General features: G+C 68.5%; 16 protein-coding genes and 1 pseudogene. 6 read left to right on the top strand and 11 right to left on the bottom strand.

Going from position 1 to position 20089, the window contains the following annotated elements:
• Positions 1-192: 192 nt before the first annotated feature.
• Positions 193-1188 carry a bile acid:sodium symporter family protein gene (locus R4823_RS14960; RefSeq protein WP_087836969.1) on the top strand — a complete coding sequence of 332 codons (996 nt, stop codon included), beginning with the start codon at positions 193-195 and terminating at the stop codon, positions 1186-1188.
• 18 nt (positions 1189-1206) lie between these two features.
• Here R4823_RS14960 and R4823_RS14955 read toward each other — a convergent pair whose 3' ends face one another.
• The 5 genes from R4823_RS14955 to acnA form a co-directional block, all read right to left on the bottom strand.
• On the bottom strand, positions 1207-2394 hold the full coding sequence (locus R4823_RS14955) for a DUF2863 family protein (protein WP_132978775.1): 1188 nt from the start codon (positions 2392-2394) through the stop codon (positions 1207-1209).
• Between the two features lie 43 nt (positions 2395-2437).
• A complete protein-coding gene (locus R4823_RS14950) occupies positions 2438-3349 on the bottom strand; it encodes a hydroxymethylglutaryl-CoA lyase (RefSeq protein ID WP_338615281.1) in 912 nt (303 codons plus the stop codon).
• A complete protein-coding gene (locus R4823_RS14945; protein ID WP_338615280.1) occupies positions 3346-4542 on the bottom strand; it encodes a CoA transferase in 1197 nt (398 codons plus the stop codon). The genes R4823_RS14950 and R4823_RS14945 overlap by 4 nt, the downstream gene beginning before the upstream one ends.
• A gap of 112 nt (positions 4543-4654) precedes the next feature.
• On the bottom strand, positions 4655-5560 hold the full coding sequence (locus tag R4823_RS14940) for a LysR substrate-binding domain-containing protein (RefSeq protein ID WP_087836987.1): 906 nt from the start codon (positions 5558-5560) through the stop codon (positions 4655-4657).
• A 95-nt stretch (positions 5561-5655) separates the two neighbouring features.
• Complete coding sequence (acnA, locus tag R4823_RS14935) at positions 5656-8358, bottom strand: aconitate hydratase AcnA (protein ID WP_338615279.1); 2703 nt, start codon at positions 8356-8358, stop codon at positions 5656-5658.
• Between the two features lie 256 nt (positions 8359-8614).
• Between acnA and R4823_RS14930 the strand changes: the two genes are divergently transcribed.
• The 5 genes and pseudogenes from R4823_RS14930 to R4823_RS14910 all read left to right on the top strand — a co-directional run bounded on the left by R4823_RS14930 (position 8615) and on the right by R4823_RS14910 (position 12255).
• Positions 8615-9097, top strand: a complete 483-nt coding sequence (locus R4823_RS14930; RefSeq protein ID WP_338615278.1) for an SgcJ/EcaC family oxidoreductase — start codon at positions 8615-8617, stop codon at positions 9095-9097.
• 72 nt (positions 9098-9169) lie between these two features.
• On the top strand, positions 9170-10204 hold the full coding sequence (gene selD, locus R4823_RS14925; protein WP_338615277.1) for a selenide, water dikinase SelD: 1035 nt from the start codon (positions 9170-9172) through the stop codon (positions 10202-10204).
• Positions 10204-11304 carry a tRNA 2-selenouridine(34) synthase MnmH gene (gene mnmH / locus R4823_RS14920; protein WP_338615275.1) on the top strand — a complete coding sequence of 367 codons (1101 nt, stop codon included), beginning with the start codon at positions 10204-10206 and terminating at the stop codon, positions 11302-11304. Before selD ends, mnmH begins: the two co-directional genes overlap by 1 nt.
• A gap of 209 nt (positions 11305-11513) precedes the next feature.
• A pseudogene (locus tag R4823_RS14915) lies at positions 11514-11705 on the top strand (VOC family protein); the annotation flags it as partial.
• A 103-nt stretch (positions 11706-11808) separates the two neighbouring features.
• On the top strand, positions 11809-12255 hold the full coding sequence (locus tag R4823_RS14910; protein ID WP_279816454.1) for an SRPBCC family protein: 447 nt from the start codon (positions 11809-11811) through the stop codon (positions 12253-12255).
• A 61-nt stretch (positions 12256-12316) separates the two neighbouring features.
• Here R4823_RS14910 and R4823_RS14905 read toward each other — a convergent pair whose 3' ends face one another.
• The 6 genes from R4823_RS14905 to R4823_RS14880 form a co-directional block, all read right to left on the bottom strand.
• Positions 12317-13510 (bottom strand): serine hydrolase, encoded by a 1194-nt coding sequence (locus tag R4823_RS14905; RefSeq protein ID WP_243724359.1) that lies wholly within the window; start codon positions 13508-13510, stop codon positions 12317-12319.
• Positions 13511-13726: 216 nt separating this feature from the next.
• Entirely contained in the window at positions 13727-15256 is a 1530-nt protein-coding gene (gene lysS / locus R4823_RS14900) for a lysine--tRNA ligase (protein ID WP_087836980.1), read from the bottom strand.
• Positions 15257-15269: 13 nt separating this feature from the next.
• Positions 15270-16016 carry an SDR family oxidoreductase gene (locus R4823_RS14895; RefSeq protein ID WP_338615274.1) on the bottom strand — a complete coding sequence of 249 codons (747 nt, stop codon included), beginning with the start codon at positions 16014-16016 and terminating at the stop codon, positions 15270-15272.
• 18 nt (positions 16017-16034) lie between these two features.
• A protein-coding gene (gene prfB / locus R4823_RS14890) for a peptide chain release factor 2 (RefSeq protein ID WP_132978777.1) occupies positions 16035-17139 on the bottom strand; the annotation gives its coding sequence in 2 pieces (ribosomal slippage) (positions 16035-17057 and positions 17059-17139; 1104 coding nt in all).
• Positions 17140-17218: 79 nt separating this feature from the next.
• Positions 17219-18931, bottom strand: coding sequence for a single-stranded-DNA-specific exonuclease RecJ (recJ, locus tag R4823_RS14885; RefSeq protein ID WP_338615273.1), 1713 nt, complete (start codon positions 18929-18931; stop codon positions 17219-17221).
• Positions 18910-19992: a hypothetical protein gene (locus R4823_RS14880; RefSeq protein ID WP_338615272.1), complete on the bottom strand. Its 1083-nt coding sequence runs from the start codon at positions 19990-19992 to the stop codon at positions 18910-18912. Before R4823_RS14880 ends, recJ begins: the two co-directional genes overlap by 22 nt.
• Between the last annotated feature and the right edge of the window lie 97 nt (positions 19993-20089).

Genomic DNA, 20089 nt, shown 5'->3' with positions numbered 1-20089 from the left:
AATGCGGGCTGGGCAGGGGGCCGACAAAGGAAGATAATCCGTGTTTACCCTTGGCCGGATCCGCCTTCCGGCCGCTGGCCGCCAGCGCGCAACGTCCGCTGCGGCGGGACCAGCGACCGGTTCGTCCGGAGGCGCCGCGTGGCCTCGCGCCCGGTGCCAGGCGCAGTTTTCCTTTGTCTTTCGGCCCATTCCATGACTCGTCCGCGTTTCCTGCCCGACAATTTCACACTCAGCCTGATCGTCGTCGTCACCCTTGCCAGCTTCCTGCCATGTTCCGGGCAGACGGCCGTGGTATTCGACTGGGTCACCAATATCGCCATCGGCCTGCTGTTCTTCCTGCACGGCGCCAAGCTGTCGCGCGAGGCCATCGTCGCGGGCGCCACCCACTGGCGGCTGCATCTGCTGATCTTCGCCTTCACCTTCGTCATGTTCCCCATCCTGGGGATGGCGTTCAAGCCGCTCCTGGCGCCGCTGGTCACCCCCGACCTTTACCTGGGCATCCTGTTCCTCTGCGCGCTGCCGGCCACGGTGCAGTCGGCCATCGCGCTCACGTCCATCGCGCGCGGCAACATCCCGGCGGCCATCTGCAGCGCCTCCGCCTCCAGCCTGCTGGGCATCTTCCTGACGCCCGTGCTGGTCAAGCTGATGATGAGCACGGCCGGCGAGGCGGCGTTCTCGTTCGACGCGGTGGGCAAGATCCTGGTGCAACTGCTGCTGCCCTTCGTGGTGGGGCAGGTGATGCGCCGCTGGATAGGCGGCTGGGTCACGCGCCATCGCGCCGTGCTCAAGTACGTCGACCAGGGCTCGATCCTGCTGGTGGTCTACTCGGCCTTCAGCGAGGCCGTGGTGGGCGGCCTCTGGCACCAGACCTCCACCGCGACGCTGGCCGGCGTGCTGGTGGCGTGCGCGGTGATCCTGGCCGCGGCGCTGCTGGCCACGACCTACATCAGCCGGGCGCTGGGCTTCTCGAAAGAGGACGAGATCACCATCGTCTTCTGCGGTTCCAAGAAAAGCCTGGCGACGGGCATTCCCATGGCCAAGGTGCTGCTGTCCAGCAGCGCGGCGGGCGCCATCGTGCTGCCGCTGATGATCTTCCATCAGATGCAGCTGATGGTGTGCGCGGTGCTGGCGCGCCGCTACGCCAACCGTCCCGAGGAAGCGCCCGAAGCCAGCCCGCGCGCGGCCTGAGCGCCGGCGGCGTCCCGCTCAGTGGAAATGGGCGGGGCCGGCGTCGGCGTCGTCGGGCGGCTCGGCGTGCACCATTTCACCCAGGGGATTGGGGAAGTAGGGTGCGCCGCAGTCGTCGCAGAATTCCATGGGCAGCAGCCCCTGCAGCTTGCGCAGGTCGGTCACGCCCAGTTCCCGCAACTGGTCGGCGATCACGTCCATGGCCGGCATGTCGGGATTGTCGTCCTCGCGTCCGAACAGGGGCCAGGCCGAGCCATAGATGACGTCGTTGCTCTGGCGCTGGGTGAAGCCGATCCGGTATTCCTCGACCTCGGTCTCGCCGCAGGCGGCGATGACCGCGCGCAACTGGTCGGGCGCGACGCCCAGCGTGGCCTCCAGCCAGGCGACCGAGGCGCGCAGCGACAGCGGCCGCACCCGGCGGTCGGCCTCGCGGTTGTTGACGTAATAGGCGTCGGGCAGCAGGCATTCGAAACCGCACCCGGGCAGCAGGTCGGCGAACAGCGGCGCGGCCTGCGCCTCCCATTGCGCCAGGCAGCTTTCGCGCGTGTGCTCGGGCTTGCCGGGGTTCTCCTGCCAGCGGAATACCGGCGCGCCGCGCGGCACGGCTACGGCCGCGACCACGTAGCGCGTGTCGGCCAGCAGGTTCGCGACTTCGGTGTCGGTGGCGGGCATGCGCGGCAGCGTCAGCCCCAGCGCCTGGGCGCCCAGGCGGCTCAGCCACAGCCGGGTGGCGCTGAACGAACGCGGCATCTGGTCCACGCTGTAGAGCTCCGGGGCCAGCGCCAGGCGCGCGTCGGCCGCCAGGATGTGGCCATGCAGCTGGGCTTTCAGCGCGTCCAGCAGGCCGATGCGTATCGGCCCGTAGGGGATGCTGAAACGGGTCCAGGCCACCACCGGCGCGACCACCAGCAGCACGTCGTGGTCCACGCCTTCCTTCTGCAGCGTCAGCGATTCCGACAGGGTCTCGGCCTGCTCGACCAGGATCTCGTAGGCGCCGGCGTTGCGCTGGTACAGGACCTCGAGCGCGGCCTCGATGGTCGCGTCCTGGCCGCCATGCATGAGCTTTTCCAACAGCGCGCCCAGTTCTCCTTCCCAGTAGCGGTCCTCGACCCGGCTGCCCGAGCCGTTGAGCGACAGGGACAGCGAAACGAGTTTTTCGGCATCGCGATTGAGGCGGGACGAGGAGGTGCTGCGGGAACGGGGCATGGAGGGGTCGCGGCTGACGGAATGATTGTTCGAGTCCGCTAGTTTATCTCCCTGGCGCCGGGTGGGTACGCAGACGCGGTCCCGCGGCCAGCAATTGGCTGGGTACCTCGCGCGCCACCAGGCGGGGCAGGGTGGCCACGATGTCCATCAGGGGTGCCAGCGAGACGCCGGTGTCCACGCCCATGCAATCGAACATGTGGACGAGTTCCTCGGTACTGACGTTGCCGCTGGCGCCGGGCGCGTAGGGGCAGCCGCCCAGGCCGCCCACGGCGGCGTCGAAGCGCCGCATGCCCGCCTGCCAGGCCGCCAGCGCGTTGGCCAGGGCCATGCCGCGGGTGTTGTGCAGGTGCAGGGTCAACGGGGCCGAGGTGGGCAGGGCGGCGGCCAGTGATGCGGACAGGTCGGCCACCTGCGTGGGGTAGGCCATGCCGGTGGTGTCGCACAGCGTGATGCCGGCGGCGCCGGCCCCGGCGAAAAGCCGTGCCAGCCGCTCGACCTCGGATGGCGCGATGTCGCCTTCGAACGGACAGCCGAAGGTGGTGGACAGCGAGACGTTGCAGGGCACGCCGGCCTGGCCCGCGCGCTCGAGCATGGCCAGGAGCTGGGCCGTGGATTGCTCGCGCGTCATGCGCAGGTTGGCCTGGTTGTGGGTCTCGCTGACCGACATCACCAGGTTCAGCTCGTCGGCGCCGCTGTCCAGCGCGCGCTCCATGCCGCGCAGGTTGGGCACCAGGCAGGTGTAGACCACCCCGGGCCGGCGGCGGATGCGCTGCATGACCGCCTCGGCGTCGGCCAGCGCCGGAATGGCACGGGCCGAGGTGAAGCTGGTGACTTCGATGCGGGCGAAGCCACAGTCCGACAGCGCATCGACCAGCGCCACCTTGTCGTCGGTGGCGACGAAGGCCGGTTCGATCTGCAGCCCGTCGCGCGGCCCGACCTCGTTGATCTCGATCATGCGATCACTCCCTTGCCGCGCAGCGTCCGCAGCGTCTCGTCGTCCAGGCCCACGCCGCGCAGCACCGCGTCGGTGTGTTCGCCCAGGGTCGGCGCGCGGTGGCGGATGGCGCCCGGATTCGTGGACAGCTTGGGCACGATGCCGGGCATCTCGACCTTCAGGCCGTTGGCCGAGGTGACCTCGTGGATCATGTCGCGGGCGCGGTAGTGAGGGTCCTGGGCGATGTCGCGAGCGTTGTAGATGCGCCCGGCGGGCACGTCGGCCTCGCGCAGGGCCGCCAGCACGGCGCCGCTGTCCAGCGTGCGGGTCCAGGCGCCGATGGCTTCGTCCAGTTCCTCCGCGCGCTGCGCGCGGCCGTCGTTGCGGGCGAGGCCGGGATCGTCGGCCAGGTCGTCGCGTCCCATGCGCCGCATCAGGCGCACGAAAATACCGTCGCCGTTGCCGGCGATCAGCACGTATTCGCCGTCGGCGCACGGATAGGCGTTCGAGGGCGCGATGCCGGGCAGGGCGCCGCCGGCCGGCTGGCGCACGGCACCGAACACCGAATACTCGGGCAGCAGGCTTTCGCTCAGGTTGAACACGCTTTCGTACAACGCGGTGTCGATCATCTGTCCCTGGCCGCCGCGCGCGTCGCGGTCGTACAGCGCCAGCAGCACGCCCATCGCGCCGTGCAGGCCTGCGATGGTGTCGCCCAGCGACAGGCCCGCGCGTACCGGCGGGCGGCCAGGCTCGCCGGTCAGGTAGCGCAGGCCCGCCATGGCTTCGCCTATCGCGGCGAAACCCGGTTCGTCGCGCTTGGTGCCGGTCTGCCCGTAGCCCGAGACGCGCAGCATGATCAGGCGGGGATTCAAGGCGTGCAGGGCTTCCCAGGACAGGCCCCATTTTTCCATGGCGCCGGGGCGGAAGTTCTCGATCAGCACGTCGGCTTGCGCGGCCAGCTTGCGCACCAGTTCCTGCCCGTCGGGCTGGCGCAGGTCCACGCATACTGATTGCTTGTTGCGCGACTGGGCTTCCCACCAGACCGAGGTGCCCTCGTGGAGCATGCGCCACTTGCGCAGCGGATCGCCCTGGCCGGGCGGTTCGATCTTGATGATTTCGGCGCCGAAATCGGCCAGGGTCTTGGCGGCGAACGGGCCGGCGATCAGCTGGCCCAGTTCCAGGATGCGGATGCCTTCGAGGATTTGCCGTGGCATGGGAGTCTCGCGGGGAAATATCTTGGCGACAGTGTGACCCGAAACCCGCAACGGAGGAAATGGGCGATCGGGCAAGCGGGGTTTGCCGGAACGCGAAAGCCGGCCGGTGGCGTCAGGCCGGCGTGGCGGCGGCCCGCAGGTGCGACACCAGCAGCCGCGCCGGCGCCGCCAGCGCATCGGGCGCGCGCACGCCCAGCAGCAGGCTGCGCCTGGCCCAGTCGTCTTCCAGCGCGACCAGCTTCAGGTGCATGGATTTCGCGTGCGGAGCCGCCGCGAGGCGCGGCAGTATCCCCACGCCCATGCCGGTCGAGACCATCCTGCAGATGGCATCGAAGCTGCGCACCTGGATGCGCAGCCGGATGGGGCGGTCCAGCCGGCTGCTTTCCTCCCTTATCCGGCTGGCGAGCGAGGTCGCATCCGGCAGGCTGACGTAGTCGCAGTCCAGCGTGTCGCGAAAGGCCACCGCGCGCCGGGACGCCAGGGCGTGCGCGCGCGGCGCGATCAGCACCAGCTCGTCCTCGCGGTAGCGGTAGGTCGTCAGGCCCTGGGCGGGCGTGCGGTCGGCGAACACGCCGATGTCGGCGCGGTTCTCGTTCACCGCGGCCACGATGTCCGCGCTGTTCTGCTCCTCCAGCTCGATGCGGATGCCGGGATGGCCGGCCATGAATGCCGACAGGTCTTCCGGCAGGAACTGCGTGATGGACGAGGTGTTGGCGGCGATGCGGACCTGGCCCACGGCGCCGCTGGCGTAGTCGGACATACGGCCGGCCAGTTGCTCCACGTCCTGCAGGATGCGCAGCGCATGCCGCAGGCAGGCCCGTCCGGCCTCGGTCAGTTCGACGCCCGAGGCCCGCCGGTACAGCAAGGGCGTGCGGACCGCGTCTTCCAGGTCGGCGATGCGCCGGCTGGCCGCGCCCACGGCCAGCCGGGCCTGGCGGGCGCCGGCCGAGATGCTGCCGTGGCGGGCGACGGCCACGAATAGCGACAGCGTCACCAGGTCGAAGCGCGAAAGGTTGATCAAGCGTGGGCTCCGCGGATGTGGCAAGGCCTGCGCCAGATGCCGGGGGCACCGCAAGCGCAGGCCTTGGAGGCGGCCGCCGGGGCCGGCCGGCTTCAGGCCGCCAGCAACTGGCGCAGCACGAAGGGCAGGATGCCGCCGTGGTTGTAGTAGTCCACCTCGATGGGCGTGTCGATGCGCAGCAGCAGCGGAACCTGCTTGCTGGTGCCGTTCTCGTAGTGGATGGTCAGCGTCACGTCCTGCTGAGGCTTGATGCCGTTCTCCAGCCCGGTGATGTCATAGGTCTCGCGGCCCGTGATGTCCAGGGACTGGATGCTGTCGCCAGCCTTGAACTGCAGGGGCAGCACGCCCATGCCCACCAGGTTGCTGCGGTGGATGCGCTCGAAGCTGCGCGCGATGACTGCCTTCACGCCCAGGAGTTGCGTGCCCTTGGCGGCCCAGTCGCGCGACGAACCCGTGCCGTATTCCTCGCCGCCGAAGATCACCGTGGGCGTGCCCTCGGCGATGTACTTCATGGCTGCGTCGTAGATCGACAGCTGTTCGCCGCTGGGCTGGTGCAGCGTGATGCCGCCTTCCACGCGCGTGCCGTCGGCATTGGGCGGGATCATCAGGTTCTTGATGCGCACGTTGGCGAAGGTGCCGCGCATCATGACCTCGTGATTGCCCCGGCGCGAGCCGTAGCTGTTGAAGTCGGCCTTCATCACGCCGTTGGCCTGCAGGTACTTGCCCGCGGGCGAGCTTTCCTTGATCGAGCCGGCCGGCGAGATGTGGTCGGTGGTGATGGAGTCGCCGAACAGGCCCAGCGCCCGGGCTCCCTTGACCACGGCGTTGGCCGCGCCGGGTTCCATCGTGAAATCCTCGAAGAACGGGGGTTCGGCGATGTAGGTCGACTTGGGCCAGTCGTAGATCTGTCCGGATACGCCCTGGATGTCCTGCCACAGCTTGCCGGGATTGGTCTTGACCTGGGCGTAGTTGTTCTTGAACGCCTTGGGGTCCAGGGCGTACTTCATCAGCTTCTCGACCTCGGCCTGGGTCGGCCAGATGTCGCCCAGGTAGACGTCGCCCTTGGTGCCGCGGCCCACGGGCTCGGTCATCAGGTCCCGCTTCATGGTGCCGGCGATGGCATAGGCCACGACCAGGGGCGGCGAGGCCAGGAAGTTGGCCTTGATGTTCGGGTGGATGCGGGCCTCGAAGTTGCGGTTGCCCGACAGGACGGCCGCGCACACCAGGTCGTTCTTGGTGATGAGGTCGTTCAGTTCGGGGGCGAGGTCGCCGGCGTTGCCGATGCAGGTGGTGCAGCCGTAGGCCGCCACGTCGAAGCCCAGCTGTTCCAAGTAGGGCAGCAGGTCGGTCTTCTGGAGGTATTCGGTGACGACGCGCGATCCCGGGGCGAGCGAGGTCTTGATGTGCGGCTTGACCTTGAGCCCGGCCTTCACCGCCTTCTTGGCCAGCAGGCCCGCTGCCAGCAGCACGCTGGGGTTGGACGTGTTGGTGCAGGAGGTGATGGCGGCGATCAGGATGTCGCCGTTCTGGATAGGGATGCCGTTGTCGGTCGTGAAGACCTGGTCGAGTTTTTCCGCGGGCTGCGAGAAGCCGTTCTCGGCCACCGGCTTGCTGAACAGGTCGCTGAAGGTGGTCTTGACGTCGCCGATCTCGATGCGGTCCTGCGGACGCTTGGGGCCGGCCAGCGAGGGCGCGACCGTGGACAGGTCCAGCGTGAGCAGCTTGGTGTAGTCGATGTCCTTGGCGTTGGGGACGCCGAACATCTTCTGGGCGCGGTAATAGGCCTCGAAGGCTTCGATTTCTTCCTTGGTGCGGCCGGTGCCCTTGAAGAAGTCGATGGTGCGCTCGTCCACCGGGAAGAAGCCCATGGTGGCGCCGTATTCGGGCGCCATGTTGCCGATGGTGGCGCGCTCGGACACGGTCAGGCTGGCGGTGCCGGGGCCACAGAACTCGACGAACTTGCCCACGACCTTCTCGCGGCGCAGCATCTCGGTGATGGTCAGGACCAGGTCGGTGGCGGTGACGCCTTCGCGCAGCTTGCCCTTGAGTTCGACGCCGACGACGTCGGGGGTCAGGATGTAGACGGGCTGGCCCAGCATGGCGGCCTCGGCCTCGATGCCGCCCACGCCCCAGCCGACCACGCCGATGCCGTTGATCATGGTGGTGTGGCTGTCGGTGCCCACCAGCGAGTCAGGGTAGTAGACCTTGTCGCGCTTGTGCACGCCGCGCGCCAGGTATTCCAGGTTCACCTGGTGGACGATGCCGAAGCCCGGGGGCACCACGCCGAAGGTGTCGAAGGCCTGCATGCCCCATTTCATGAACTGGTAGCGCTCGTGGTTGCGCTTGAATTCCAGCTTCATGTTGATGTCCAGGGCGTTCTTGGTGCCGTAGGCGTCGATCATGACGGAGTGGTCGACGACGAGGTCCACCGGAACCAGGGGTTCGATGGCCTTGGGATTCTTGTCGAGCTTGGCGGCGACGTTGCGCATGGCGGCCAGGTCGGCCAGCAGGGGGACGCCGGTGAAGTCCTGGAGCACGACGCGGGCGACGACGAAGGGAATTTCCTCTTCGCGCTTGGCGTTGGGTTTCCAGTGGGCCAGTTGCTTGATGTGTTCTTCGGTGACTTTCTTGCCGTCGCAGTTGCGCAGGACGGATTCGAGCACGATGCGCAGGGAGACGGGCAATCGTTCTACCGCCACGCCCAGGGCCTTGCCGAGCGCCGGGAGCGAATAGTACTGGCCGGTTTTGCTGCCGATCTTGAACTCTTTCAGGGTTTTGAACGTGTTGTGCGGCATGATGGGCTCCGAAGGAAAACCGGTTAAATCTACCACTTATGTTGCGTCGTTGCGATGTAGGGGAGGATGACTTTCTATAAGGGTAGGTCCTATGTCTTATATAAGATATAAGACATAAAAATGCAAGTGATGATTTGGACTACCGGTGGAGGTTTGGTTCTTGAGGCGGCCGGGGGCCGCAAGCAGGCCTGCACCGAGGCCGCTCTCCGCTATGCTTGAGCATTCACTTCCACAACAATAATGAAGGGGGAAGTTCATGAAACGTCTGGGAATGGTGATTCTGGCCGGCGCGCTGGCAGGCTGTGCCACGAATCCTAGGGTGTCCGGGGGTGCGCTGGCGCCGCACCTGGAAAATTGCAAGGGCGTCAGCGAGCAGGAGATCGCCGGCTTGTTCGACCGGTGGAACCGCTCGCTGCAGACCGGCGATCCGCATCGGGTGGTGGCGAACTACGCACCGGATTCGGTGCTGCTGCCCACCCTGTCCAACCAGCCGCGCTATGGCGCAGAGGCCAAGGAAGACTACTTCCATCATTTCCTGGAAGACCGCCCGGCGGGCCGGATCGACGAGCGCCGCATCGCGCTGGGATGCAATACCGCGGTCGACTCGGGGCTGTACACCTTCACCTTCGCCCGGACGGGGGCCGCGGTCAAGGCGCGCTACACCTATACCTATCGCTGGGACGGGCGGCAATGGCTGATCACCAGCCATCACTCGTCGGCGATGCCGGAAGGGAAGTAATGGGCGCCGGGCGGCAGGGCCGCCCGGACGGGTGTTCTAGAATGGCTTCCATCAAGCCATTGCGAACGATCCATGAGCACTCCCATACGCCTGACGCAGTACAGCCACGGGGCCGGCTGCGGCTGCAAGATATCGCCCAAGGTCCTGGACGTGATCCTGGCCGGCAGCGGCGCGCAGAATCTCGACCCCCGTTTGTGGGTGGGCAACGCCTCGCGCGACGATGCGGCGGTCTACGCGCTGGATGACGAGCGCGGCGTGGTGTCGACCACGGATTTCTTCATGCCCATCGTCGACGACCCCTTCGATTTCGGCCGCATCGCCGCCACCAACGCCATCAGCGACATCTATGCGATGGGCGGCGATCCGTTGCTGGCCATCGCCATCCTGGGCTGGCCGGTCAATCTGTTGCCGCCCGAAGTGGCGCGCGAGGTGGTGCGCGGCGGCCGGGCGGCTTGCGACGCCGCGGGTATTCCGCTGGCGGGCGGGCATTCGATCGACGCTCCCGAGCCCATCTTCGGGCTGGCCGTGACCGGCGTGGTGGACAAGGCCCGGCTCAAGCGCAACGACACCGCCACGGTGGGCTGCAAGCTGTACCTGACGAAGCCGCTGGGCATCGGCATCCTGACCACGGCCGAGAAGAAGGCCAAGCTGCGCCCCGAAGATGTGAACCTGGCGCGGGACTGGATGTGCACGCTGAACCGGCCCGGCAGCCGTTTCGGCCGGCTGGCCGGCGTCAAGGCCATGACCGACGTCACCGGTTTCGGGCTGCTGGGCCATCTGGTGGAAATGGCCGACGGCAGCGGCGTCAGCGCCCGGGTCGAGTTCGCCAAGGTGCCGCGCCTGCCGGGCGTGGAGCACTATCTGGCCGAAGGCTGCGTACCGGGCGGCACGGGCCGCAATTTCGACAGCTATGGCCAGCGCATCGCGCCGCTGGGCCAGGATCGCATCGACCTGTTGTGCGATCCGCAGACCAGCGGCGGCCTGCTGGTGGCGGTCGCGCCCGATGGCGAGGAGGAGTTCCTGGCGGCGGCCGCCGAATCCGGACTGGCGCTCGAGCCCATCGGGGAACTGGTCGAGCGGCGGGACTACGCGGTCGAAGTGGTGTGATGCGCGGCGATATCGACGACTACCGCGCGCTGTTCCTGCGGGGCACGCCCCTGATGGATACGCGCGCGCCCATCGAATTCCGCAAGGGCGCCTTTCCCGGGGCCGTCAACCTGCCGCTGATGACCGACATCGAGCGGCAGAAGGTCGGCACCTGCTACAAGCAGCAGGGCCAGGAGGCCGCGATCGCGCTGGGCCACCAACTGGTCCGGGGCCGCACCAAGGCTGAACGGATCGAGGCCTGGGCGGCCTTCGCCCGCGTGCATCCCGAGGGCAGCCTGTATTGCTTCCGCGGCGGCCTTCGTTCGCAAATCGTCCAGCAGTGGCTGCGGGACGAGGCGGGCATCGCCTATCCGCGCGTGGTGGGCGGCTACAAGGCCATGCGCGGTTTCCTGATGGACACGCTGGAACGGGCCGTGGCCGAGTGCGGCTTCATCGTGCTGGGCGGCATGACGGGAACGGGCAAGACCGATGTGCTGCGGGCGCTGGACCATGCCCTGGACCTGGAGGGGCACGCCCATCACCGCGGATCGAGCTTCGGCAAGCATGCCACCGGGCAGCCGCCGCAGATTGGCTTCGAGAACGGCTTGGCGATCGACGTGCTCAGGAAGCGGGAAGCCGGCCATGCCCGTTTCGTGCTGGAGGACGAAAGCCATGCGATAGGCAGTTGCAGCGTGCCGTTCAGCCTTTTCCAGGGCATGCAGGAATATCCTGTGGTCTGGCTGGAGGACAGCCTGCAGAACCGTGTGGAGCGTATCCTGCGCGACTACGTGGTGGATCTGTGCGCCGAGTTCGTCGTCCTTCATGGCGAAGAAGCGGGCAGGGCGCTTTTCGGCCAGCGGCTGCGTGCAAGCCTGGACAATATCCGCAAGCGGCTGGGCGGCGAACGCCATCAGCGCCTGGCGGCGGTCATGGACGCCGCCCTGGCCGAGCAGGCGCGAGGGGGAAGTGTCGAACCGCACCGGGCCTGGATCGAGGAACTGCTGACCGGCTACTACGATCCCATGTACGTCTACCAGCGCAAGCTGAAGGCGGCACGTATCGTGTTCACGGGAGACCAGCGCGCGGTGCTGGACTATCTGCGGGAGCACGCGCGGAAGTAGTGGCCGTTGTCGTTCGGGAGCTGTGATGCACAAGAGCCGATTGGGAAACATCGTCATCGACTGCAAGACCGGCGATCTGCTGTCGGAAGCGCGCTTCTGGAGCGCGGCGCTGGGGTATCCCTTGCCCGGGGAAATCGATCCGGATGGCCGTTTCATCCAGCTCGTGACCAGGCCGGGGGAAGTTCAGGTCATCATCCAGAAGGTCGAGCACGAGGCGCGCCCATCTCGACATCGAGACCGATGCGATCGAGGCGGAGGTGGCGCGCCTGGAACGACTCGGCGCCGTCCTCGTGTCGCGCAAGGAGGCCTGGGTGGTCATGCAGGCGCCCAGCGGACACCGGTTCTGCGTGGGCAAGCCCTACCGGGACGGGTTCGAGCGGTCGGCCAACGTCTGGGAATGACAGGGTGTGATGCCTAGGGTTTTCACTGATGGGTCGTTCTGTCGATTTCCCGGTTTCCCGCTCGTCGTAGGCATGTAACCACCCTGACGAAAGGAGATTCACCATGGCTACCGGAACCGTTCGACTCCACCGCGTCCTGCGCGCCACCCCCGAGCGCGTCTATCGCGCCTTCGTCGAGCCCGACGCGCTGGCGAAGTGGCTGCCGCCGTATGGCTTCACCTGCCAGGTCCATCACCTGGAAGCGAAGGTGGGCGGGACCTTCAAGATGTCCTTCCGCAACTTCACGACCGGCAACGCGCACTCCTTCGGCGGCGAGTACCAGGAATTGGTCCCGTTCCAGAAGATCCGCTACACCGACAAGTTCGACGATCCCAACCTGCCGGGCGAAATGGCGGTCACGGTCGTGCTCAGGCAGGTGGCCTGCGGCACCGACCTGGACATCGAACAGGCCGGCATTCCCGAGGTCATTCCGACGGAGATGTGCTATCTCGGCTGGCAGGAGTCGCTGCTCCAGCTGGCCAAGCTGGTCGAACCGGAAATCCCGGACTGAACCCCTCCTTTTAGCGTGAACAGACCCCAGGCGCCGGCGGGCCCTCGGACCCACGCCCCGGTCAGCGCGAACCCATCAGGTGCAGCGCCAGCGCATGGTAGGCGGGCAGCGAGGTCGGGTCGTTGGCGGCGTTGCTCGCCACCGGATGCGAGGCGAAGCGCGCGATCACCATTTCCGCCTTGGGGTCGACATATATCGCCTGGCCATGCACGCCGCGCGCGGTGAAGGCGCCGTGCGCGTTGTGCGTGACCCACCACATGTCGCGGTAGGTCCAGCCCGCCAGCAGCGCGTAGCCGGCGCGGGCGAAGTCCGCCGGGTCGCCGCCGCGCCGGATGTCGGCTACCGCGGCGGGCGGCAGGATCTGCCGGCCGTTGAAGAAGCCATCGTTCCGGATCATCTCGCCGAAGCGAGCCAGGTCGCGCAGGCCCGTGTTCAGGCCTCCGCCGGCGAACGGCGTGCCGGTCGAGTCGACCGTCATGTAGGCATCCTGCTCGGCGCCCAGCCGGCTCCATATGCGTTCGGACAGCAGTTGCGCCACCGGCTTGCCGCTGGCACGGGCCAGCACCCAGCCCAGCGCGTCGGTGTTGGCCGTGCGGTAATGGAAGGCCTCGCCGTGCTTGCCTTCCGGCTTCACCGTTTGCAGGAATTCGTAGTAGCTGCGCGGCCCGGTGTAGTCACCGGGCTTGGGCAGCGGATTGCCGGCGGCCGCGTGGGCCCAGACCTCGGCGTCGGGATCGGCATAGTCTTCGCTGAAGCGGATGCCGGTCGTCATGTCCATGACCTGGCGCACCGTCGCATCGCCGAAGGCGGACGATGCGAGTTCCGGCACGTACTCGGCCACCCTGCGCGACGGATCCAGCGTGCCTTCGGCCGCCAGCATGGCGGCCAGCGTGCCGATGAAGGACTTGGTCACCGACATCGCGCCGTGCTGGCCTTGCTGGTCGAGCACGCCGAAGTAGCGTTCGTAGACGATGCGCCCCTTGTGCAGCACGACGATGCCGTCGGTATAGTTGGCCTTCAGCGAGGCCTGCCAGGTCATGGTCCGGTCCGACCCCAGAGGCTGGAAGACCAGGCCGTCGATGTCGTCGCGCAGCGCGCGCGGCAGAGGGGCGGCGGCGCCCAGACCGCGCGAGACGTTCACCGTGGGCATCAGCTGGCGGAAGTGGGAGACGCTCCAGCGCATCGCGGGGAAGCGAAAGTACGAGCCGTCGTCGAACCGCAGGATGCGGTCCGGTGGCGGCGGAGAGCCGACCATCCAGCCGAGTCTGGCGGGATCGCTGGCATCGGCGTCGGGATAGCCGGCGGGGTCCTGGGGTGCAGCCGCGAATGTGGCGCCGGCCAGGAACACCGACAGGAGAAAGGCCAGGTGACGCTGCGCGGGGACCATGGATACTCCTTGCGGTACGTTCAAGCGCCTCTTCCGGCGATCCTTCCGCTTTGCGGCGCATCCCTGCTCGATGGATCGGGGGGATCAGTCCTCGGGCCGCAGGTGCGGGAACAGGATCACGTCGCGGATGCTGGGGCTGTCGGTCAGCAGCATCACCAGGCGGTCGATCCCGATGCCGCAGCCGGCGGTCGGAGGCATGCCGTACTCCAGCGCGCGGATGTAGTCCGCGTCGTAGTACATGGCTTCCTCGTCGCCGGCATCCTTGGCTTCGACCTGCTTGCGGAACCGCTCCGCCTGGTCCTCGGCGTCGTTCAGCTCGGAGAATCCGTTGGCGATCTCGCGGCCGACCATGAACAGCTCGAAGCGTTCGGTGATGCCGGGGCGCGTGTCCGAGCCGCGCGCCAGGGGCGACACTTCCACCGGGTAGTCGATGATGTAGGTCGGCTGCCACAGCTTGGCTTCCGCCGTTTCCTCGAACAGCGCCAGTTGCAGCGCGCCCAGGCCGGCGCGCGCCAGTTGCGGGCCGTCCACGTGGGCACCCAGCCGCTTGAGTTCGGCGCGCACGAAGGCTTCGTCGTTCAGTTGCTCGTCGGTGTAGCCGGGATCGGCGTACTTGTGGATGGCCTCGGTGATGGTCAGCCGGTCGAAGGGCCTGGACAGGTCCACCTCGCGGCCCTGGTAGGTCACCTTGGCGCTGCCCGTGGCGTCGATGGCGGCCTGGCGGATGAGCTGCTCGGTGAAGTCCATCAGCCAGCGGTAGTCGCCGTAGGCCGCGTAGAACTCCATCATGGTGAATTCGGGATTGTGCCGGGGGCTGACGCCTTCGTTGCGGAAGTTGCGGTTCAGCTCGAACACGCGCTCGAAGCCGCCCACGATCAGGCGCTTCAGGTAGAGCTCGGGCGCGATGCGCAGGTACATGGGCATGTCCAGCGCATTGTGGTGGGTCGTGAAGGGCTTGGCCGCGGCGCCGCCCGGGATGGCGTGCAGCATGGGGGTTTCCACTTCCAGGAAACCGGCTTCGGTCATCAGGCGGCGAATGGAGGCGATGGCGCGGCTGCGTGCCACGAAGGTGTTGCGGGTCGACTCGGTCATGACGAGATCGACGTAGCGCTGGCGATAGCGCATCTCCTGGTCGGAGATGCCGTGGAACTTGTCGGGCAGGGGGCGCAGCGACTTGGTCAGCAGCCGCACCTCGGTGGCCTGGATCGACAGTTCGCCCTTGTTGGTCTTGAAGACCTTGCCGCGCACGCCCAGGATGTCGCCGATGTCCCAGTGCTTGAAGGCGTCGTAGACCTGGTCGCCGACCAGTTCCTTGCTCAGGTAGATCTGGATGCGGCCGGTCGAGTCCTGCAGGGTGGCGAAGCTGGCCTTGCCCATCACGCGCTTGAGCATCATGCGGCCGGCGACGCTGGCGGGAATGTCGGCCGCGTCCAGCGCTTCCTTCTCGGTGCCGTCGTGCGCCGCGTGCAGCGCGGCGGCGCGGTCGGCGGGCACGAAGTCGTTGGGGAAGGCCGGCCCGGCTTCGCGCAGGCGGGCGAGCTTGGCGCGCCGTTCGGCGATGATCTGGTTTTCGTCTTGCGCGGGTTCGTTGGCGGTGGGCCGGTTGTCGGTCATGATGGCTATCGGGTCAGTAATGTCGGATGTCGTCGATGTCGGCGTGGCCGAAGTCGTCGCGTTCCAGGTAGTCGAGGATGCGGGCCGCCACGTCGGCGGGGGCGGCCAGGCGGCCGCCGCGGTGGAGTTCCTTGAAGTCTTCCACGGCGGGGAAGGCGTCGGGCAGCGTGGCGCGGATGCGGGCCTGCATGGGCGTGTCGATCACGCCGGGGGCCAGCGCGGCGATGCGCAGTCCCGAGCCCCGCTGTTCCAGCTTCACCGTGCGCGTGTACATGTCCAGCGCGGCCTTGGTGGCGCAGTACACGCTCCAGCCCGGCATGGGCCGCTGCCCCGCGCCGGACGAGATGTTCAGCACGCGGCGGTCCGCCTGCGCGGGCGCGGCCGCCAGGAAGGCCGCCGTCAGCAGCATGGCGGCGGCCACGTTCACATGCAGCGCATGCGCGACCGATGCGGCGTCCAGCGTGGCGGCCTGGGCGATGGGTTCGACCGTGCCGGCGTTGTTGATCAGCCGGTAGCGGGCGGCGCCCGCCGGCAGGTCGGCGAACAGGCCCCGGGCCACGGTTTCCGTCTGTGCCGGATCGGACAGGTCCACCGCATAGTGCCGGTGCTGGCATCCGCTGCGGCGCGCCTGCTGCGCCAGCAACGGATGCGCGCCGCGCGACAGCGTGACCAGCAGCGTGCCCGGCCGGCAGGCGGCCAGGGCCAGCGCGGCCCCCAGGCCGCGCGAGGCACCGCTCAGTATCACGATGGCATCGCTCATGTCGCGTTCCGGCGCCGCTCAGACGCCCTGTTTCAGGCTGGCTTCGATGAAGGGATCGAGATCGCCGTCCAGCACCTTCTGGGTGTTGGAGATTTCGACGTTGGTGCGCAGGTCCTTGATGCGGCTCTGGTCCAGCACGTACGAACGGATCTGGTGGCCCCAGCCCACGTCGGTCTTGGAGTCCTCCAGCTTCTGCTGCTCGGCCATGCGCTTGCGCATTTCCAGTTCGAACAGCTTGGACTTCAGCATCTGCATCGCCTCGGCGCGGTTGCGGTGCTGCGAACGATCGTTCTGGCACTGCACGACGATGCCCGTGGGGATGTGGGTCATCCGCACCGCGGAGTCGGTCTTGTTGATGTGCTGGCCACCCGCGCCGGAGGCGCGGAAGGTGTCCACGCGGATGTCGGCCGGATTGACCTCGACCTCGAAGGAATCGTCGACTTCCGGGTAGACGAACACGCTGGCGAACGAGGTGTGGCGGCCGCCGGACGAATCGAAGGGGCTCTTGCGGACCAGGCGGTGCACGCCGGTTTCGGTGCGCAGGTAGCCGAAGGCGTATTCGCCCTCGATCTTGATGGTGGCGGACTTGATGCCGGCCACTTCACCCTCGGACTCTTCCATGAGCTCGGCCTTGAAGCCCTTGCGCTCGGCGTACTTCAGGTACTGCCGCAGCAGCATGGAGGCCCAGTCCTGCGCCTCGGTGCCGCCGGCGCCGGCCTGGATGTCCAGGAAGCAGTTGAGCGGATCGGCCGGGTTGGCGAACATGCGGCGGAATTCCAGCCCGCCCACTTTTTCCTCCAGGCCCTGGGCATCGCCGATGATGGATTCCAGCGTGGCGTCGTCGTTGTCGGCGGCGGCCATCTCGAACAGCTCGGTGGCGTCGCGCAGGCCCGAATCGATCTCGTTGATGGTCAATACGACCGTTTCCAGGGCCTTCTTCTCGCGGCCCAGGTCCTGGGCGTGCTTGGGGTCGTTCCAGACGTCGGGGTTTTCCAGCTCGGCGTTCACGACCTGCAGGCGTTCATCCTTGACATCGTAGTCAAAGATACCTCCGTAGATCCTGGGTGCGCGCAGCCAGGTCCTGCAGTTGGGCTTCGAGTTGGTTGAGGCGTTCTGCTTCCATGCTGAATTCCAGGTGATTTTTCGCGTAACCCGCTATTTTAGCGTAGGCCGGACGCCCTTCGGCGGGGTGCGCCCGGCGTTCAGCGCGCCGTGTCCTGGCCGTGCTCGATCACCAGTTGCACGGACACCATGCCGTTCCAGTTGTTCAGCGCCAGGCGGTAGGCCAGGTCCACGGCGGGCGGCAGGGCGTCGGCGTGGCCGAACCAGATCGCGTCGAAGCGCTGGCCACCGCGTTCCAGCGCCAGCTTCAGGTGCTTCTCGCCCACCACCCGCTGGTTGCGGACGATGAAGGCGTCGACGAAGACGGGCGCCGGGAACCCGGAGCCCCAGACCTGCTGGTCGAGCAGGGTGGCGACCTCGGCATTGGCGTAGTCGGCCTCCAGCGAACCGTCGGTTTCCAGCGCCGGCTCGAAACGGCTGCGGCCCGTCAGTTCGCGCACGGCGGCGTCGAAGGCCGGCGCGAATGCCGCGAAGTCGGCCTCGTGCAGGGTCAGGCCGGCGGCCATGGCATGGCCGCCGAACTTGCGGATCAGGCTGGGGTAGCGCTTGGAGACGAGATCCAGCGCGTCGCGCAGGTGCACGTCGGGCACCGACCGGCCCGAGCCGCGCAGTTCGCCGTCGCCCGCGGGAGCGAAGGCCAGCGTCGGGCACCAGAAACGGTCCTTCAGGCGCGACGCCACCAGGCCCACCACGCCCTGGTGCCACGAGGCATCGAACACGCACAGGCTGGCGGCCGAGGCCGCGGGCAGCGCGTCCAGCGAGGCCAGCGCCTGGTCGCGCATGCCGGCCTCGATCTCGCGGCGCTCGCGGTTCATGGCGTCCAGCTCGCGCGCCAGTTTCAGGGCTTCGTCCTCGTCGTCGGTGACCAGGCAGCGTATGCCCAGGCTCATGTCGGCCAGGCGGCCGGCGGCATTGATGCGGGGGCCCAGGGCGAAGCCCAGGTCGAAGGTGCTGGCCTCGCGGGCCTGGCGGCCGCTTACCGCGAACAACGCGCGCAGGCCCGGCTGCATGCGGCCGGCGCGTATGCGCTTCAGGCCCTGCGCCACCAGCAGGCGGTTGTTGGCGTCCAGCCGGACCACGTCGGCCACGGTGCCCAGGGCCACGAGGTCGGTCAGGGCATCCAGCCTGGGGCCGCTGTCGCCACCGAAGGCGCCGCGCTGGCGCAATTCCGCGCGCAGCGCCAGCAGCAGGTAGAAGATGACGCCGACCCCCGCCAGATGCTTGGACGGGAAGCCGCAGCCGGGCTGGTTGGGGTTGACGATGGCCAGGGCCTCGGGCAGGACGTCGCCGGGCAGGTGGTGGTCGGTGATCAACACCTGCATGCCGGCGTCGCGGGCCGCCGCCACGCCGTCGATGCTGGCGATGCCGTTGTCGACGGTGATCAGGATGTCGGGCTTGCCGCCCGGGTGGGCGCAGGCCAGGTCGACCACCGCGGGCGACAGGCCGTAGCCGGTCTCGAAGCGGTTGGGCACCAGGAAGTCCACCACGGCGCCCATGGCGCGCAGGCCGCGCAGGCCGACGGCGCAGGCGGTGGCGCCGTCGCAGTCGTAGTCGGCCACGATCAGCAGCCGCTTGCGCGCGGCGATGGCATCGGCCAGCAGCGCGGCGGCGCGGCCGGCGTGGGTCAGCAGCGAGGGGGCCAGCATGGCCTGCCAGTCGGGCGCGGTTTCCTGCGGCGCGGCCACGCCGCGCGCCGCCCACAGGCGGGCCAGGAGGGGATGGATGCCGGCCTGTTCCAGGCGGCGCCGGGCCGCCGGGTCGGGCTGACGGGTCAGGATTCTTGGGGCAACCACCAGCGTTTCCAATCGTGTCGGGAGGAGGGCAGCCAGCGCAGCAGGGCGGGCCGGCGTTCCAGGGTCAGGGTGACCAGCCGTTCGCGCGCCGGCAGCACCAGTATCAGGTGCCGCAGGGCGCCGGCGCGCAGCGCCGCGTCGGCCGGGACGAACCAGTCGCGCTCCAGCCGCGCGGCGGCGTCCAGCCAGCTGCGCCAGTCGTCGGTGCGCTCGGGCAGGGCCAGGTCGTCCAGTTCCACCAGCGCGCCGGGCCGGATCGCCGAGGCCGCATCGGCAGGGCGCTGCCAGGGCAGGCCGCCGCGTTCGGCCAGCGCGCGCAGCCAGGGCGCGCTGCCGGCCACCAGCGCGGGCCGGCCGGCGGGCCAGTCCGGTTGCCATGGCACCGCGCCTCCGTGCAGCCACAGGGTGTTGACCGGGACCTGCCCCCGCGCTTCGCGGGCGACGTTGACCGGCGACTCGTGCCAGTGCATCTGGATTTCGTTGACCAGCTTGCGCCAGGGCCGGGCCTCGGGCGTGCGCGGCCACCAGGCATCCAGCGCGGCGCCCGTCACGGCATCCGGCGTGCCGGTGTGCCGGGCCGCGCCCTGGGGCAGGTCCAGGCGCCAGCGGCGCGGATCGACGGCGCGGGCCGCCGCGCCATGCGCCTCCAGCGCGGGCTGCGCCGCGGCCAGCAGCGCGTCGCTCTCGGCCTGCGTCGTGCCCAGTTCGGTGGAGTCGGTCAGGACCAGGCCGTCGCGGCCGACCTGCACGTGGGCCAGGTCCGCCAGCCAGACGGGCCGGCCGTCTCGGGCATCGTCCACCAGCAAGGGCGCGAGCCCCGCGCCGATCCTGCCGTCCGCGGGCCGGTGGCCCGCGCGATGCAGCCACCAGTACTCGCGCGAGGTGCAGCCCGCCTCGAAGGGGTCGAAGCCCTGCTGGACGGGCCGCGCCGCGCCCAGCCACGAGACCAGCGTGCGCACGGCGGGCTGGTCCGCGAGCTGGCGCGCCAGTTCGGGCGCGATGGCGGCGTCGGTCAGCAGGCCGGGAAGCAGCAGGGTCAGGGCGGACGGCAAGGCGGGCACGGCGGCAGGATCCGGGTACGAGGGCCCGCGGGCGGCGGGCCGAATGGCCGGTATTGTAGGGGGTGGGGCGGAGGCGGTGCCGGCCGCCGCCTTCTGC

This window comes from Pigmentiphaga sp. CHJ604, assembly GCF_036972535.1.
Classification (GTDB): domain Bacteria; phylum Pseudomonadota; class Gammaproteobacteria; order Burkholderiales; family Burkholderiaceae_B; genus Pigmentiphaga; species Pigmentiphaga daeguensis.
Note: the sequence above shows the minus strand (reverse complement) of the source record. Positions and strands in the feature narration are given on the sequence as shown.

Coding starts and splice junctions, on each gene's coding strand:
- selD (WP_338615277.1), top strand. CDS start 9,170: ATGAGCACTCCCATACGCCTGACGCAGTACAGCCACGGGGCCGGCTGC.
- acnA (WP_338615279.1), bottom strand. CDS start 8,358: ATGCCGCACAACACGTTCAAAACCCTGAAAGAGTTCAAGATCGGCAGC.
- R4823_RS14905 (WP_243724359.1), bottom strand. CDS start 13,510: ATGGTCGGCTCTCCGCCGCCACCGGACCGCATCCTGCGGTTCGACGAC.
- mnmH (WP_338615275.1), top strand. CDS start 10,204: ATGCGCGGCGATATCGACGACTACCGCGCGCTGTTCCTGCGGGGCACG.
- R4823_RS14930 (WP_338615278.1), top strand. CDS start 8,615: ATGAAACGTCTGGGAATGGTGATTCTGGCCGGCGCGCTGGCAGGCTGT.
- R4823_RS14950 (WP_338615281.1), bottom strand. CDS start 3,349: ATGATCGAGATCAACGAGGTCGGGCCGCGCGACGGGCTGCAGATCGAA.
- R4823_RS14945 (WP_338615280.1), bottom strand. CDS start 4,542: ATGCCACGGCAAATCCTCGAAGGCATCCGCATCCTGGAACTGGGCCAG.
- R4823_RS14910 (WP_279816454.1), top strand. CDS start 11,809: ATGGCTACCGGAACCGTTCGACTCCACCGCGTCCTGCGCGCCACCCCC.
- R4823_RS14955 (WP_132978775.1), bottom strand. CDS start 2,394: ATGCCCCGTTCCCGCAGCACCTCCTCGTCCCGCCTCAATCGCGATGCC.
- R4823_RS14895 (WP_338615274.1), bottom strand. CDS start 16,016: ATGAGCGATGCCATCGTGATACTGAGCGGTGCCTCGCGCGGCCTGGGG.
- R4823_RS14960 (WP_087836969.1), top strand. CDS start 193: ATGACTCGTCCGCGTTTCCTGCCCGACAATTTCACACTCAGCCTGATC.
- lysS (WP_087836980.1), bottom strand. CDS start 15,256: ATGACCGACAACCGGCCCACCGCCAACGAACCCGCGCAAGACGAAAAC.